The sequence below is a fragment of the Lentzea sp. NPDC003310 genome (assembly GCF_040610935.1).
GTDB lineage: Bacteria > Actinomycetota > Actinomycetes > Mycobacteriales > Pseudonocardiaceae > Lentzea.
Window position 1 is genome coordinate 436,027 of record NZ_JBEXNC010000001.1, and the last position, 17,498, is coordinate 453,524.

The 17,498-nt window shown below is 71.6% G+C and carries 8 protein-coding genes; 2 read left to right on the plus strand and 6 right to left on the minus strand.

Features of this window, described 5'->3' with window-relative positions; all coding sequences use genetic code 11:
- The first annotated feature begins 2 nt into the window (after window positions 1–2).
- Window positions 3–1,853: a siderophore-interacting protein gene (locus ABZX02_RS02080; RefSeq protein WP_355294241.1), complete on the plus strand. Its 1,851-nt coding sequence runs from the start codon at window positions 3–5 to the stop codon at window positions 1,851–1,853.
- A 61-nt stretch (window positions 1,854–1,914) separates the two neighbouring features.
- On the opposite strand, the gene ABZX02_RS02085 is transcribed toward ABZX02_RS02080, so the two are convergent.
- From ABZX02_RS02085 to ABZX02_RS02105, 5 genes are read right to left on the minus strand one after another with little or no spacing between them, the layout of a single operon-like run.
- The gene (locus ABZX02_RS02085) at window positions 1,915–2,166 is read right to left on the minus strand and encodes a phosphopantetheine-binding protein (protein WP_355294242.1); all 252 of its coding nucleotides are present in this window, start codon (window positions 2,164–2,166) and stop codon (window positions 1,915–1,917) included.
- Window positions 2,167–2,220: 54 nt separating this feature from the next.
- Entirely contained in the window at window positions 2,221–3,078 is an 858-nt protein-coding gene (locus ABZX02_RS02090) for an SAM-dependent methyltransferase (RefSeq protein WP_355294243.1), read from the minus strand.
- On the minus strand, window positions 3,075–4,829 hold the full coding sequence (locus ABZX02_RS02095) for an ABC transporter ATP-binding protein (RefSeq protein WP_355294244.1): 1,755 nt from the start codon (window positions 4,827–4,829) through the stop codon (window positions 3,075–3,077). Before ABZX02_RS02095 ends, ABZX02_RS02090 begins: the two co-directional genes overlap by 4 nt.
- On the minus strand, window positions 4,826–6,562 hold the full coding sequence (locus ABZX02_RS02100; protein WP_355294245.1) for an ABC transporter ATP-binding protein: 1,737 nt from the start codon (window positions 6,560–6,562) through the stop codon (window positions 4,826–4,828). The genes ABZX02_RS02095 and ABZX02_RS02100 overlap by 4 nt, the downstream gene beginning before the upstream one ends.
- On the minus strand, window positions 6,559–6,723 hold the full coding sequence (locus ABZX02_RS02105) for a hypothetical protein (protein ID WP_355294246.1): 165 nt from the start codon (window positions 6,721–6,723) through the stop codon (window positions 6,559–6,561). Before ABZX02_RS02105 ends, ABZX02_RS02100 begins: the two co-directional genes overlap by 4 nt.
- A gap of 115 nt (window positions 6,724–6,838) precedes the next feature.
- On the opposite strand from ABZX02_RS02105, the gene ABZX02_RS02110 reads away from it, so the two are divergent.
- Entirely contained in the window at window positions 6,839–16,216 is a 9,378-nt protein-coding gene (locus ABZX02_RS02110) for an amino acid adenylation domain-containing protein (protein ID WP_355294247.1), read from the plus strand.
- Window positions 16,217–16,277: 61 nt separating this feature from the next.
- Here the strand turns inward: ABZX02_RS02110 and ABZX02_RS02115 are convergent, their stop codons facing one another.
- Window positions 16,278–17,498, minus strand: a complete 1,221-nt coding sequence (locus ABZX02_RS02115; RefSeq protein WP_355294248.1) for an FAD-dependent monooxygenase — start codon at window positions 17,496–17,498, stop codon at window positions 16,278–16,280.

Here is a 17,498-nt window from a genome sequence, read left to right on the forward strand (position 1 = left end):
CTGTGCCGCGTCGTGCCCGTCCCACCTCCGTCCACACCATCGCCCTGCGGGAGCTGGAGGTGGCGCGGGTCGTCGACGTCACCCCGGGACTGCGCCGGGTGACGCTGACCGGTGATCAGCTGGGGTCGTTCGTCGGCGCCGACGGCACGACGTTCCCCGCGTTCGCCGGCGACGGTTTCGACGACAGCGTCCGGCTGATCTTCCCGTACCCCGGCGAGAGCGAGCCGGTGGTCCCGGTCTACAAGGACGGCAAGTTCCGCTGGCCGGCCGACCCGCCCGCGCTGTGGCGGGTCTACACGGTCCGGCGCTACGACGAGCAGGCGCGTGAGCTCGACATCGACTTCGTGAAGCACGGGGTGGGCGTCGCCACGACGTGGGCGTACCGGGCGAAGCCGGGCGACCGGCTGCACGTCGGGGGACCGTCGGCCTCGAGCGGCTGGCCCGAGGGGTACGACTGGTTCCTCGTCGTCGGGGACGACACGGCCGTCCCGGCGATCGACCGGATGCTCCGGGAACTGCCCGACGGCGTCCAGGCCGAGGTCTACGTCGAGGTGGCCGAGGACTCGCACCGCGTCGACTTCCCGCAACGCCCCGGCGTCGAGGTGACCTGGGTCGTGCGCGACGGGGCACCGTCGGGCACCAAGTCCCTGCTGCTGCAGGCGATCCACGACGCCGGCCGGCGCGAGGGGTCGATGTTCGCCTGGCTCGCCGGGGAGCAGTCCGTGGTGCGCGACCTGCGGCGGTACCTCGTGGAGGAGCGCGGTGTCGACAAGGCCGACATCGACTTCACCGGCTACTGGCGGCGCACGGAGGTCGTGGCGCTGGAGGAGGACCCTTCGCTGCCGGACCCCGAGCGCAACGACGAGGCGTTCGAGAAGTTCCACGAGATGTCCGAGCTGTTGCCGCCGCTGGCGATCCGGGTGGCCGCGAACCTCGGCGTCGCCGACGGCATCAGCCGCGGAGCGCGCACCGTCCCGGCGCTCGCGCGGCACACCGGCGCGAGCGAACGCTCCCTGGCGAAGTTCCTGCGCTACCTGCAGGCGATCGAGCTCCTGGCACGCGACGGCGACGAGTACCGGCTCACGGAGACCGGCGAGTTCCTGACCAACGAGTCCGTGCTCGACCACCTGGTCTCCGGCGGGGTCGAGTCCCGCATGACGCAAGCCTTCTTCGGCCTGGAGGCAGCGGTTCGCGACGACCGCCCGGTGCTGGAGTCGGTGACGGGCCAGGACTGGGACGCCCTTCGCGGCGACGCGTCCTTCGAGCACCCGCTGCTGGAGGAGAGGTCGCGGTTCGCGCAGGTGCTCGCCGAACCGCTCGCGAAGTCACCCGTGCTCGCGGGCGCGCGCACCGTGGTCGTCCACGCGGCCGGTGCGGTGGTGCACGCCGACCACCTCACCGCGGGGCTTCCGGAGGCGACGGTGACCATCGTGGCGCTCCCCACCGCGGCGGACTGGTTCCGCGGGGACATCCCCACGAGCATCGAGGACGCGGCGCGCCGCGACCGCATCCGGATCGTCGAGCAGTCGGTGTTCGAGAAGACCGACCCCGCGGACGCCGTGCTGGTCGTCTACACGCTCGGGCAGCACCGGGACGCGGAGGCGAGGCTGATCCTCCAGCGGGCCGCGGCGAGCCTGAAGCCCGGTGGCCGGGTGTTGCTGGTGGAGGACACGTTCGACCTCGACGAGCTGGACGAGCACGACGCGGAGCGCGACCTCCTGCAGTTGACGCTGCACGGGTCCGGCTACCGCACCGAGGACGAGCTCGAGGCGGTCATCGCCTCCGCCGGTCTGAAGGTGGTCGAGACGTCGCTCGTGGGGTGGGGCAACACCCTTCGGGTGCTGGCACCGTGAGCTGAGCCGCCGGGCGGGCCGGGTCGTCCACGACGAACCCGGCCACGGCCGCACCGCTGGGTCAGGAAGCCACTTCCTCGCCCGCCTGGAGCTTCTCGATGACCTCGATCCAGTGGCCCAGGCGCGAGTCCTCGGCCAGGGTGATGAAGTCGATCCGGTCCACCCCCGCGGTCCGCCAGCGCTCCACCAGGTCCATGAGACGCACCGAGTCCATCCCCTGGTCGCGGAGGCTCAGCTCGTAGTCGATCTCCGCCGGCTCGATGAACAACACGTCGGCGACGTCGGCGATCAACTGCTCGGTGGTCAGGCTCATCAGTACTCCTCGTTCACAATGCTTGCCCGGAAATTCTTGACGGTTCGAGCCGTGTCACACGGTGGCGATCAGCACTTCTTCGCCGCTGTACGGACGCAGGCCGTCGGTGCGGCCCGCGAAGTAGCGCTCGGCCAGACCGGCCGCCGAGACGTGCTCGGTGCCGGTGAAACCGGCCTTGCGCGCCAGTTCGGCGATCTGGTCGGGGGTGTAGAAACCGATGAACGGCGTGCCGGAGCGCCGGGCGCCTTCCCGGGAAGCGCGCCGGATCTGCACGTCCTCGGGCAGGAGGTCCTCGAGGTGGCGGAAGTACGTGACGATCAGCGAGGAGCCGGACGGCAGGCTCGCCACCCGCTCGAGCGTCGCCGACGTGGCCTGCTCGGTCAGGTACATCGTGACGCCCAGCCAGGACACCACCGCGGGGCGCGAGGGGTCGAACCCGGCCGCCTGCAGGCGTTCCCACCAGTCGTCGTTGTCCTCGAAGTCGACCGGCACCAGGCGCAACCACTCGGGGATGCCGTAGCCGAGCTCGACCAGCCGGGCGCGCTTCCAGTTCTGCGTCTCCGGCTGGTCGATCTCGAAGACGGTCATGGACGAGCCCGCGTCGGGATGACGCTGCGCGTACGTGTCGAGGCCCGCGCCGAGGATCACGTACTGGTCGACACCGCGGCTCGCGGCCTGCGCCACCAGGTCCTCGGTCAGCCGCGCCCGGCCGACGATCGTGGCGCGCTTGCCCCGTGAGGCTTCGGGAACCATGTCCCCGCGCTCACGCCACCCGTCGTCGTCCTGCGCCAGCCGGGCGCCCAGCACGTCGTCGAGGACGTGCGGCTGCTCGTCCACCTGGGTGTGCAGGGCGCGCCACAACGCGGTCCGTACCGCCGTGTTGTCCGGCGTGCCGACAGCGTTTCCCGTCATGAGCCATTCCTTCCCAACTCGGTGTTCGTGCTTCGTCCGGCTTCCCACGCGCTCCACAGCCCGCCGTACACGCCACCGGCGGCGACCAGCTCTTCGTGGGTTCCGGTCTCGATGATGCGGCCGTGCTCCATGACGACGATGCGGTCGCAGGTCGCGGCCTGGGAGAGGCGGTGCGCGATCACCAGCCCGGTGCGCCCGCGCAGTGCCGCGTCGGCGGCGCGGTCCAGCAACCCCGCGTGGGTGGAACCGGCCTCGGCGGTCGCCTCGTCGAGGATCGCGAGATCCGGGTCGGCGAGCAGCAGCCGGGCGAGGGCGACCTGCTGGGCCTGCGCGTCGGTGAGCGGGTGCCCGCCGGTGCCGATCACGGTGTCGAGACCGTCCGGCAGCAGGTCGAGCAGGCCGGCCGCGCCGGTGGCGTCGAGCGCCGCGTGGATGTCGTGGTCGGTCGCGCCGGGGGCGGCCAGCGTGAGGTTGTCCCGCACGGTGCCGGCGAACACGTGCGTCTCCTGGGTGATCAACGTGGTCCGGCCGGGCTGCGCCACCGTTCCCGCGTCGGGCAGGTGGATGCCCGCGATGACGGCGGCGAGCGTCGTCTTGCCCGCCCCGGAGGCGCCGACCACGGCGACGCGCTGACCGCTGGGGATGTCGAGGGTGAGGTCGTCGAACAGGCGGGGGCCGTCGCCGTAGCCGAACGCGACCTCGTGCAGCCGCACGGCGATGCCCGCGTCCGCCGGAGCCGGCCGCTCGTCCGCCTCCTCCGGGATGGTGGCGACCCCGATCATGCGGCTGAGCGAGGCGAGCGCCGACTGCACGTCGTCGACGACGTACAGCAGCTCGTTGATCGGTCCGAGCACGCGCAGCACGATCAGCGTCGCGGCGGTGGCGCCACCGACGGTGGACATGTCCGCCTCGATCAGGACGAAGCCGACGACGAGGACGGTGGCGAGGCTCAGGCACTCGCCGAGGTTCAGGCGGAGGCTGAGCATGGCCATCACGGTCCGCGCGCGCAGCGTGTGCACGGCGACGCCCCAGGACGCGGCCATCACGGTGTCGTGCCGTCGTTCGGTGAGCCCGAGGCCGAGCACGGTGGCGTAGCCGCGCTGGGACTCGAGGATCTGCTGCGCCCGCGCGCTCATCGCCGCGCGCTCGGCGCCGTACACCCTGGGGCCGACCCGGAGGTACCAGCGCATGACGAGCACATAGACGGGCAGCACGACGGCGAACGCGGCGGCGTACGGCCACTCCAGTGCCGCGAGCCCGCCCAGTGACACGACGATCGTGAACCCGCTGACGGTGAGCGCGGGGATCACGGCGGGGGCGGCGTCGGCGACGGCGGTGACGTCGTCACTGGTGCGGGAGATCAGGTCGCCGGTCCCGGCGCGTTCGACGAGGTGCTGGGGGAGCGTCATGGCGCGGGCCACGAGCTGTTCGCGCAGCGCGGCGAGAACGGTGTGGTAGACGCGGGTGGCGAGCACGACCGTCACCGCCGTGCCGATCGCGCCGAGCACGGCCGAGAGCGCCATGACGGCCGTGACCGTCAGCACGGTGCCGAGGTCGGCGGTGCCGGCCCGCACCCGGTCGACGAGGAACCCGATGACCACGGGCGGGATCAGGTTGACGCCGGTGCTGACGATCCCCAGCGCCGCGACGGTGACGAGCCGGAGCCGGTGCCCGCGGCTGAGCCGCCACACCTGCCTCGCCGTCTCCCTGCCGCCCGCGACCGGCAGCGCGTGCCCGGTTGCCCCGCTCATGACGTCGTCCTCGTGGTCGTCGGCGCGTCCGCGAGCAGCTCGACGACGCGGTCGCAGCTGCCCAGCAACGCGGGGGAGGAGGTGATCAGCAGGGTCGAGCGGCCCGCGCGCACCTCGCGCAGCCGCTGCGCGATCGTGTGCTCGGTGACCGGGTCGACCGCGGTGGTCGGGTCGTGCAGCACGAGCACCGGCGCGTCGCCCGCGAGAGCGCGGGCGAGTGCGAGTCGCTGGAGTTGGCCGCCGGAGAAGCGGTTGCCGTCCTCGCCGACCGGGAGGTCGAGATCGGCGGCGAAGTCACCGCACGCGGCGGCGCTCACCGCGGCTGCCACCCGCTCGGGCGCGGCCGCGGTGGCGGCGAGGTTGTCGCGGATCGTCCCGCTGAACAACGTGACCCGGTGCGGCGTGAACGCGACCCGCGAGCGGTACTCGGCCGCGGTCAGCTCCCGCGCGGAGATCCCGTCGAGCCGCACCGCCATCTCGCTGCCGGGATCACGGGGATCCAGCAACGCTTCCGCGACGCGGGCGGCGGTCAGGTCGTCGGCGCGCACCCCCACGAGCTCGCCGGGCTCCACCCGGACCGTCGCGGCGGGCGTCGACACCTCCAGCACCGGCAGCGGGCCGACGACCGGCCGTGCGTCGTCGTCGGACTCCTGCGACGGGGTGTCGGCCTTCAGCACGTCGAGGATGCGCGCGGCCGAGGCGCGGGACCCGGCGAGGTTGGGGATGGAGTCGTTCGCGATCGACTGGATCTGCGGCAGCAGCGCCTGGGCGAGGCCGACGGCGGCGATCAGCTCGCCGACGCTCAGCTGCCCGTCCACGGCGAACCAGCCCGCGAGCCCCATCACGGCCGCGACGAACACGCCGGTGACCACACCGGAGCCCATCAGGAACCGCCCCAGCAGTCCCGCGTTGCGCTTGGCGCCGACGAGCGTCTCCTGGCTCGCCCGCCGGTACCGCCTGGTCGCCTCGGTCTCGGCGCGCATCCCCTTGACGACGCGGTAGCCCGCCACGACGTCCGTGGCCAGTCCGACCGTGGTGGCCAGCAGTCCCTGGTACTCGCGGGTGTCGCGGGAGAGCCGCTCGCTGAGCACGCCCATCAGCCACACCGCCACCGGCGCGCCCACCAGCACCGCGAGCCCGAGCACCCAGTGCGTCCCCAGCAGCGACACGGCGATGAACCCGATGGTCATGACCCGCGCGATCGGCATGATCACGAGCTGGACGCCGTTGGCCATGCGGGCGACGTCGTTGGTCATCAACGAGACCACGCCACCGTCCGGCGCGTGGGCGCCGCCGGCGGCCGGGTGCAGCACGCCGGTCGAGAGGGTGCTCCGCAGGCGGTGCTGCAGCAGCTGGATCGCGTACGCGGTCAGCTGCACGGCGAACTTCGCCGCCACCGTCAACACGACGTACAACGCCACGAGAACACCGAGCCACAGCAGCAGTTGCGCCGCGTTCCCGGTGGCGAGCGCCCGGTCGATCGCGAGTCCCATCACCACCGGCACGGCCGCTTCGCCGACCTGCCACACGATCGCCGCCAGCGTCGCGGGAACCGTGATCCGCCTCACGGACAGGATCACGCGCACCAGGAACCGGCCGGCCGTGGTCTCCGCGCCGGCCTCGAACGGCCGGACCTCGGGCGGGTCGGAGGGTGCCTGCCACAGCACGGGCAACCGGCGGGTCAACGGCCCGCGCTCCAGCCCCGACGGGTCGGAGTGTGAGGCGTTCCTCATGACCGGCCCCCGTCCGCGTGCCGCGGCAGGACGTGCGCCGCGGTCACCCGCACCCGTTGCAGGGCTGCGAAGTGCGCGTCGTCCGGGAACGACCGGTCCGGGACCGAACACCGGCGGATCGTCGTCGCGGTCCGGTCGGACGGCGGGAAGGGTGGTGGCACGGCGCAAGGTTAGCCTAGCCTTCTTTGGCGGAGTAGTGATCGTCGCCTCGGTCGGCTCGAACTGGCATCAAGAGAAGTGGGTGTGCTTCCGTTGACGGCTTTTGATCGTGTGGAGTTGACTGCGAGTCAGCGGGGCAACTGGGTGGCCAGGAGGCTCGCTCCCGAGTCCTCGGTGTTCTGCGCGGGTCAGCTGATCTGGCTGGACGGACCGGTCGACCCGGCCGTGTTCGCGTCGTCGGTCGGTGCCGTGTTCGCGGAGACCGACGCGTTGCGGGTGCGGTTCGGCGACGAGGACGGCGTCCCCTTCCAGTACGTCGACGACGCCACGGCGCTCCCAACGGAGATCGTCGACGCCGGGCACGACGATGACCGGATTCGGGCGCGGGCCCGCGACCAGCTCACCGCGGCACCGGCCACCGCCGGCGGCGAACCGATGACGACCTCGACCCTGATCCGCCGCGAGAACGGCACGTGGGCGTGGATCCTGGTCACCAACATCCTGCTGGTCGACGGCTACAGCATCTCCCTGTTCGTCCGCCGCGTGGCCGAGGTCTACTCCGCGCTCCAGTCCGGTGACGCGGTCCCGGACCGCTGGTTCGGCGCCCTGAAGAACGTCGTGGACGCCGGGGATGCCGGTGGCTCCGGCCTCGAGGAGGGTGTCGCGTACTGGGGTGGCGTCCTCGGCGTCGAGCAGGGCGGCCGCGCGGACGTGGAGGACCTGACCGGGGTCTTCGTGTCCTCGAGCCGGCCGGTCGTCGTGCCGGTTCCCGACGACACCGACGCGAAGGTGCAGGCGTTCGCCCGTGCGGCGCGGGTGTCGTGGACCGATGCCCTCATCGCGTTGTGGGGCGTCTACACGGCTCTGGCCGAGGGTCGGGACTGCGTGGCGGTCCGGGTTCCGCTGATGCTGCGGGACGACCGCGCGTCGCTGAGGACGCCGGGCGCGATCTCGCGGGCGGTCCCGGTCGTGGCCGAGATCGGTCCACATCAGACGTTCGACCGGCTCGTCGGTGTCGTCGCGGACCAGCTGAGGACCTCCCGGCGGCACACCGGGGTCGAGGACCACCAGATCGCTCGCCTGTGGCCGGGCGGTCAGGCCTCGTACCTGTCGCTGCCGACGATCAACATCAGGCTCTTCGACGCGACGCCCCGGCTGGGCGCCGCCGAGGCGGTCTCCGAGACGATCAGCACCGGCCCGGTCGGGTCGCTCGACCTCGCGATCTACCGCAGTCCCGACACCGGGATCCGGCTGGAGCTGTCCACGGGCGCCGCCACGAGCGACCCGCTCGTCCACGTCGAGCGGTTCGGCCGCTTCCTCGGCGCCGTCCTCGACGGGGCGCCGGACCGGACCCTGCACGACCTGAGCGCCGGCTTCACGTCCGAGGCCGACGTTCCGGACCCGTCGTGGGCGCGCGGCGAGAGCCTCGACGTCGCCCCGACGACCGTGGACGCGTTGGTGCGCAACCGGATCGCGGCCGACCCGGACGCGGTGGCGATCGTCGCCGACGGCGTCGACCTCACCCGCGGCGCGCTTGACGCACAGGTCAACGCCCTCGCCCAGCTCCTGGTCGACCAGGGCGTGCGGGTCGGGGACCGCGTCGCGGTCGCGATGACGCGGTCGGTGGACCTCGTCGTGGCACTCACCGCGGTGCTGCGCGCGGGAGCGGCTTACGTGCCGATCGATCCGGGCTATCCCGCCGAACGCGTCGGACACGTCCTCGACAACTCCGCACCCGCACTGGTCATCACGGACCGGCACACCGCGGGCACGCATCACGACGTGCTGAGTGCCGCTCCTGTCCTGCAGATCGACGACCAGGAAGTGCGGCGGCACCTGGCCACCGGCCGGGAAACCGCTCCTGACCTCGTGCGGCCGGTGGCCGGGCACGATGCCGCCGTGATGATCTTCACGTCGGGCACGACGGGCAAGCCGAAGGGCGTGGCTCTGTCGCACCGCGCGCTCGTCAACCGGCTCGCGTGGGGGCAGCGGGTGCTGGGCTACGAGCCGGGCGACGTGGCGTTGTCGAAGAGCGGCTTGGGTTTCGTCGACGCGGTGACCGAGTTGTTCGGGCCGCTGATCGCCGGTGCCCGGATCGTGGTGGTCCCGGCGGAGACCGCGCAGGACCCGGCCGGCCTGCTCGGCACGATCGCCCGGCACGGCGTCACGCACCTGCTCACCGTGCCGAGCCTGGCCGACGTCCTCGTGCGCCAAGACGACGCCCCCGCGGCGCTGGCCTCGCTCCGGTCATGGGTGTCGTCCGGTGAAGCACTCACCGCGGGCACCGCGACCATCATGCGCACCGTTGCGCCGCAGGCGGTTCTGCACAACTTCTACGGCTCGACCGAGGTCACCGGCGACGGCACGACGGCCACCGCGACCGACGCCGAGACCGTCCCGATCGGAGTGCCGGTCGCGAACACGACGGCCCGTGTCCTCGACGCCTGGTTGCGCCCGGTGCCGGTGGGCGTGGCGGGGGAGCTCTACCTGGGCGGGGTGCAACTCGCCGACGGCTACGTCGGTCAGCCCGGCCTGACAGCGAGCAGGTTCGTGGCCGATCCGTTCGGTGACGACGGCGCACGGCTGTACCGCACCGGCGATGTCGTGCGGTGGAACTCCTTGGGACAGTTGGAGTATCTCGGTCGAAGTGACGACCAGGTGAAGATCCGCGGATTCCGGGTCGAACCCGGCGAGGTCCGCGCGGCGCTCGAACAGCACCCGGTGGTGTCCGGTGCGGCCGTCGTCGCGCTCGACCACCCGGCGGGCGGGAAGTACCTCGCCGCCTACATCACGACGACGGGCGAGGTGCCGTTCGACGCGCTGCGCGAACACCTGGCGCGGTCGCTGCCGGAGTACATGGTCCCCGCCACGTTCACCCTGCTCGACCGCTTCCCGTTGACCCCCAACGGAAAGCTCGATCGCCGCGCGTTGCCGCAGCCGGACCTCGCCGCCGGTGCGGCCGACGGCCGGACGCCGGAGACCGCCACCGAGATCGCCCTCGCCGGCATCTTCCGCGATGTGCTGCAGCTCGACGCCGATTTGAGCGTGGACAACGACTTCTTCCGCCTCGGCGGGCACTCGTTGCTGGCGGCACGGGTCGTCGCCCGCGCCAACGCGCTGCTCGGCACCGCACTCACCCTCCGCGACGTCTTCGACCACCCCCGCATCAGCGACCTCGCCCGCGTCGCCGACACCGCCACCGGCACCACCGGGACGGCCGGCCCGCGAGTCGGCGAGCTGCCCCGCCCGGACGTCCTGCCGGTCTCCTACGGCCAGCAGGCGCTCTGGTTCACGGAGCAGATCGCCGGACGGTCCATCTACCGGACCGAGATCGTGCTGCAGGCGCGTGACCGGCTCGACCTGGACGCGGTGACGACGGCGGTGCGCCGGGTCGTCGCCCGGCACGAGATCCTGCGCACGATCCTCGTGCCGGACGAGGAGTCCTCCTCGCTGCGCCAGGTCATCCGCCCGGAGCCCGCCGCGGACGCCGTGGTCCTGGAGGTCGAGGAACTCGGCACCGAGCCGCTCGGCGACAAGATCGCCGAGGTCGCGGCACTGCCGCTGGACTTCACCTCCGAGTTCGGGCTGAAGTTCCACCTGCTGCGCCATTCCGACGGCGACGTGCTCGTCGCCTACGGGCACCACATCGTCACCGACGCCGACTCCTTCGGCACGCTCGTCCGCGAGCTGAACGAGTTCTACCTCGAAGCGACGACCGGCACCCCCGCCGAGGTCGCGCCCCTGCCGACCCAGTACGCCGACTTCGCGGTCTGGCAACGGCACGTGCTCGGCAACCGCACGGACCCCGAGTCCCGCTACCAGCAGGACCTGCGGTACTGGCAGGACGTGCTGTCCGGGCTCCCGGCCGAGACGGTCCTGCCCCTCGACCACCCGCGCGACGCGTCCGAGGAACGCACCATCCGACCGGCGACGACGTCCCTCACGAGCGCGGAGACAGCCGCGGTCGACGAGCTGCTGTTCGAACACAGGGCAACGCCGCTGCAGGCGCTGATCGCGGCGTTCTCCCTGGCGCTGTGGGCCGAAGGCGCGGGCGACGTGGTGCCGGTCGGCACCCCGGCCAGCCTGCGCGACCACCCCGACCTGCAGGACCTGATCGGCTACTTCGTGAACACCGTCGTGGTGCGCGCCGACGTCGACGCCGACGCGGGCTTCGCCCGGACGTTGCTCCGGTGCCGCGACCGCATGCTCGAAGCCGCCGACCACAAGCTCGTGCCGTTCGAGAACGTGGTCGAGGCGGTGAACCCGCCGCGGCAGTTCGGGATCAGCCCGCTCTTCCAGGTCATGGCCGCGTACGTGGACCGCGGCGGGGACTCGGCGGCACCGCTCACCAACTACGTCTCGACCACGGCGGACGGTCCGCTGGCAGCCCAGCCCGCGCTGTTCGACCTCGTGTCGAGCATCGAAAGGCTGGGCGACGGCGCGTTCGGGCTGAACCTGAACGCGGCCCGCGAGCTGTTCTCGGCCGACACCACGGCACGGGTGCTGCGGAACACGGCGCGCTTCCTCGTGCTCGGCTCCCGGCACCCGGAGGTGACGGTCAGGCAGCTCGCCCAGGTCGTCCGCGCCGGCGAGGAGGGCCGCACGGAGCCCACCGGCGACGTCCGCCGCTTCCGGTTGCCGCTCGACGACTTCGACATCGGTGAGGCTCCGTCCTGGCGGGTGGCGATCGACCACGTCGGTCACGCGCTGCCGGGCGCGGCACTCGGCCTGCGACTGGCGGTCCGCGACGACGGCACCGGCGAGCTGGTCGCCGACACCGGCAACCCCGAGCTGCTGGACGCGGTGGGGGAGAAGCTCACCGAGCTGGTCGCCGCCTACCGGGCGAACATCCCGATGGTCGTCACGCCCGCCGGGGCCGCGACCGTGTACGACGACGAGGAGCTGACGGCCGCCCTCGACGACCCGTTCTGGGAGGACTGGGTGGACCAGCTCGCCGACGGCACCGCTGAACCTGGGCGAGCGGCCGAGGACGAGACCTCCCTGCGGTCGGTCGTGCTGGCGGTCGTGGCCAAGGCGTTGGCCGCGGCCGGCGAGGACGACCAGGTCGTGGAGCTGGTCGAGTCCGACGGTCCATTGAGGACTCGTCAGTTCCCCGTGCTGCTCGACGACGGCGACGTCGTCGGACTGAGCCCGGAGCGCGCGGCCCAGTACGCCGCACTGTCCACGCACCCCCGGTTCAGCCGGTTCTTCGACGACGTCCCGCTTCCGCGGATCCGGGTGGGCGTGTTCCGCACCCGCGCGGAGTCGATCGGCGCACCCGCCGGAGTGCCGGAGGACGGACTCGACGTCCTCGTGCTCGTCGGAGGCCGGGAGTCCGATAGCCACGCCGTCCTGGTCGAGTCGGCGGACACCGTCGACGTCGACACGGAGGCGCTGGCCGCCGCCATCACCGAGGAGCTCTCCGGGGCGCGCGTTCCCGCCGCCGGCCGCGAAGGCGGCGACGCGTTCACCCTGCGCCGCGCCGACCGCGTCGTGCTGACACCCGGCGAAGAGGAGTCCATCCGGGCCCGCTACGGGCGCGACGCCCAGATCCTCCCGCTCGCCCCGTTGCAACGCGGGTTGTTCTACCACCTGCTGCGGTCCCAGGAGTCCGACGACCACAACACCTACGTCTCGCAGATCACCCGGCAGCTCAGGGGAGATCTCGATCCCGGGCGGATGACGGCGGCCATCGCCAGTGCGATGGAGCGGTACCCCAACCTCCGGGCGGCGTTCGTGCCACCCGGCGACGTGCAGGTGATCCCGTCCGGCGTCGAGGTCCCGGTGCGGGTCGTCCGGCGCGACGAGTGGGACGGCCTCGGGGTCGACGTCGAGCAGTTCCTGAACGCCGAGCGGGGCGAGCCGTTCGACTTCGAGGTCCCGCCGCTGATCCGGTTCACGTTGCTCGAACACGGCCACGAGACGTGGACGCTGGTCATGAGCTTCGAGCACATCCTGCTGGACGGCTGGTCCATCAACTCGGTGCTGGCCGAGATCCTCGGCATCTACGCCGACGCCGGCTACGTCGACCGGGTGCGCCCGGCGTCGTTCCGCTCCTACCTGGACTGGGTCGACGAGCAGGACCCCGGCGCCGCCTACCGCGCCTGGGACCACTACCTCGCGGAACTGACCGGCCCGACGTTGCTGTGCCCCGACTTCGTCGACCGCGGCGACGCGCAGGGCGAGACCGGTGAGCTCGCCGTCGATCTCAGCCCGGAGGAAGCCAAGCAGGTGTTCCGCGCCGCGCGCGAGGCGAAGGTCACCGCGGGCACCCTGCTGCAGACCGCCTGGGGGATCACGCTCAGCCGGCTCGTCGGCAGCAACGACGTCGTGTTCGGCAACACGGTCTCCGGCCGCCCGCCCGCGTTGCCCGACGCCGACCGGATCATCGGTCTGCTGTTCAACACCGTTCCGATGCGGGTGAACCTCCCGCCGTTCGCCACGAACCGGGAGCTGCTCGCCCAGGTCCAGTCCGACCTGCTGCTCGTCATCGACCACCCGCAGGCCACTCTCACGCAGATCCAGACCAACGCGGGCGTCCCCGTCCTGTTCGACACCTTGTTCGTGGTGCAGAACATGCCGCTGGGCACGACCGACGGCGAGGACCTGGGTGGGCTGCGGGTCGTCGGCGCCAAGGTCGACGACGCGACGCACTACCCGGTGACGTTCGCGGTCGACCCGGAGGAACGCGACGGTTCGGCGACCGTGCACGTGCGCCTCTCCTACCGCCAGGACGTCTTCGCGGCCCAGGCCGCGGAGCAACTGCTCCAGCGCTACGTGCAGGTGCTCGTCGCCCTCACCCGCCGGCTCGACGAGCCCGTCGGGATGCTGTCCGCTTTGCTGCCGCACGAGACCGACCCGCACACGGGTGTCGCCGCCGACCTCGTCCGCGCCGTCGAACCGGTCACGGTCGCCGAGCTGCTGGACCGGCAGGTGCGGCTGTCCGCGGCGGAGACCGCGCTGGTCGCCGGGGATCGGGTGTACACGTTCGCGGAGTTCTCCGCCGAGGTGAACCGCTACGCGCACCTGCTCCTCGAGGAGGGGGTGCGTCCGGAGCACCGCGTGGCGTTGCCGCTGCCGCGCGACGAGCGCATGGTCATCGCGATGTTCGCGGTGTTCGCCGTCGGCGCCGCGTACGTCCCGGTGGACTGCGAACTGCCGGACGAACGGATCGGCTACATGGTCGAGGTCGCCGACCCGACCGTCACGCTGGTGACCGACCGCGACGCGCACCGGCTGACCGGCCCCGCCGGCAAGGTGGTCAACCTGGACGCCGCGGCGACGCTGGACCGCCTGGCGCGGATCTCCGCAGAGCCGGTCACGGACGCGGACCGCGGCGCGCCGGTCTCGCTCGACAACCTCGCGTACATCATCTTCACGTCGGGGACCACCGGGCGGCCCAAGGGCGTCGCCGTCGGCTACCGCGGCCTGACGAACATGTACTTCAACCACGTCGAGAAGATCTTCGACCGGGTGGTGGACCACCAGCGCGGACGCCGGATGAAGATCGCGCACACCACGTCGTTCTCGTTCGACGCCTCGTGGGAGCAGCTGTTCTGGCTGCTGAACGGGCACGAGGTGCACGTCATCGACGAGGAGATGCGCCGCGACCACCAGCGGCTGCTGGCCCACTACGACGAGGTCTGCATGGACGGATTCGACGTGACCCCGTCGTACGGGCAGCTGCTCGTCGAGGAAGGCCTGCTCGAACGAGACCGCCCGGCCGGCCGGTCCGTCGCCTCCGACGCACCGGGTGTCGTCTTCGTGTCCCTCGGCGGTGAAGCCGTGCCGGACCGGCTGTGGCAACAGCTGCGCGGCGCCCCCGGCGTCGAGTCGTACAACCTCTACGGGCCAACGGAATACACGATCAACGCCCTCGGCGCCGACCTGGCCGACAGCACCGACTCCAGTGTCGGGACGCCGATCTTCAACACCAGGGCGTACATCCTCGACGAGAACCTGCAGCCGGCGCTCCCCGGTGTCGCGGGCGAGCTCTACCTGGCGGGGGAAGGAACCGCGCGCGGGTACTGGGGCCAGTCCGCGCTGACCGCCGAACGGTTCGTCGCCTGCCCGTGGGAACCCGCGGAACGCATGTACCGCACCGGAGACCTCGCCCGGTGGAACGACGCCGGCATGATCGACTACCTCGGGCGCGCCGACGAGCAGATCAAGATCCGGGGCTACCGCATCGAACCGGACGAGATCCGGGACGTCGTGCAGGAGTTCCCGGAGGTGACGCGCGCCGAGGTGGTCGCCTTCGAGCACGCCACCGGGCTGCAGCTGGCCGCCTACTACAGCACGACCGCGGACCACGACATCAGCGAGTCGTTGCGCACCCACCTGGCCAAGTTCCTGCCCGACTACATGGTTCCGGCAGCGCTCGTCCCGGTGGAGTCGTTCCCCCTGACCCCGACCGGGAAGCTCGACCGCCGGGCGTTGCCCGCGGCGGACGTGGCCGCGTCCGGAGCCGGGTCGGGCAGGCCGCTCGAGTCGGAGACGGAGCTCGCGGTGGCCGCGATCTTCCGCGCCGTGCTCGACCTCGACGAGGGACTGGCACTGGGCGCCGCGGACGACTTCTTCCGGCTCGGCGGGCACTCGCTCGCGGCGATGCGGCTCGCGTCGCAGATGAACCGCGCGTTCCCCGTGACCATCGCGATGCGCGACGTGATCACCGCGTCGACGATCGGCGAGCTGAGCGCGGTGGTGGACGGGAAGATGCATCCGGACGCCGATCCCGAGGTCGGCATCGCCGCGATCGCGACCCGGTTCGTCCCGTCGCGCAACGGGCGCACGCTGTTCTGCGCGCACCCCAAGTTCGGCGCCTCGTCCATGTACTCGGAACTGGCGGCGTACCTGCCGGCCGGGGTCGGGCTGGTCGGGCTCGACGATCCGGCGATCATCGGCCTGGACGTCGAGTTCGACGACATCGACGACCTCGCCTCGACCTACGCCGACGTCGTCCAAGGGCTGCAGCCGGCCGGGCCGTACGAACTGCTGGGCTGGTCGTACGGCGCGCACATCATGTTCGCCGTGGCGCGGCACCTGCTGTCGCGCGGCGAACGCGTCCGCCCCCTGGTGATCGTGGACGCCATGCCCGCCGGTTCGGAGAACTCGACGGAGCTCCTCGAACGACCGGGAGGCGCCGAGTCGATGCGGGACGAGATGCGGAAGGCGTTCGGCGAGGAGGCGTTCACCGAGCTGCTCGCCGACGCGAAGCAGCTGAAGGCCGTCGAGACGGCCGGCCGGCGTTGCGACGTCCTGACTTCCACGCCGACGCGCGGGGTTCTCGACGTCAAGGCTCTGGTGATCGCATCGTCCGCGACGCACACGCCCCGAGTGGCGGAGCTGGGCCGTGAAGACGCGCTGGGGTGGAGTGGTCACCTGACCGACTTCGCCTTCTTCGTCGCCGAGGACGAGGACCACCAGTCGATCCTCGAACCCGACTCGGGTCTGCCGAAGTGGGGACCGCTGCTGACGAACCTGCTGGACGGCTGAACGGAAACGGGGTCTGGTGCGGAGAACCGCACCAGACCCCGGGCACCACCACCCGCGTCGGTCAGGTGATGGCGGCAGCGTCCTGCAGGCTGTCGAACAGGGCCGCGCGCCGCATGTAGGCGCGCGCGGTCTCGAACTTCTCCGCGGTGCGGCGCATGTCGTCGAGCTTCTGCCGGCGCACCTCGGGATCGCGTTCCTCCAGCAACCGCTTGTTGGCGATCGTCTGGGCCTGCACGTAGTTCACCGCGGCGTGGCGACGCTGACGGCTGTACAGGTCGAGCAGGGCGTCGTCGGCCTCACCGGCGATCACCTTCGCGAGCTTCTCCGTCAGGTTGACGGCGTCGTGGATGCCGCCGTTCATCCCCATGCCGCCGATCGGGTTGTTCACGTGCGCGCTGTCCCCGGCGAGCAGCAGGCGCCCCTTGCGGAAGGTCGCGGCCACGCGCTGGTTGACCGGGTAGACGTTGCGGTACTCCACGTCGTACGACCCGGTCTTCGGCAGGAACTTCTGCAACCGCTGCTCGACGCGCGCCGGGGACAACGCGGTGGCGTCGTCCTCCTCGTGGCCGATCGGCAGGATCACCCTCCACAGTCCCGAGGGCGACTCTCCCCGCACCTTGAACACGTTGGCCCACTCGTGCGGATCGGAGAAGTAGTTGCGGAACACCAGATCCGGCTTGACGGTCTGCAGGTCGAAGCTCGTCGCGATCTTGATGAACCGCTCGGGGTAGGTGAAGCCCTCGAACTCGATCCCGGCGAGCTTGCGCACCGTCGACCGGCCGCCGTCGCAGCCGACCACGTACGCCACCGACATGCGTTCCGGGCCGGCGGGGGAGGAGTACTCCACCTCGACACCGTCCGCGGTCTCGGTCAGACCCGTCAGCGTGTGGGAGAACCGCACGTCGAAGTCGGACTCGTCGGCGTAGCGCTCGGCGATGACCGCGGTCAGCTTGTACTGCTCGTACTGCAGCACATAGGGAAACCGGATCTCGTCCTTGAGCCGGCCGAGGTCGAACTCCGCCACGACCTCCCCGGTCGGCCTGTCGTGGAAGCGGTAGGTGCTCGAGAGCAGGCTGTGTTCCCGGATCTTCTCCGTGACGCCCAGCTCGTCGAGCATCTCCAGGGTGCTCGGGTGGATGGTCGCCGCGCGCTGGTCCCGCACCGGTGCCGCCTCGGACTCGAGAACGGTCACCGGGATGCCGAGGCGGTTCAGCGCCAGCGCGCAGACCATCCCGACGGGACCCGCGCCCACGACGAGGACACGTGTGGTCTTGTTCGGCAT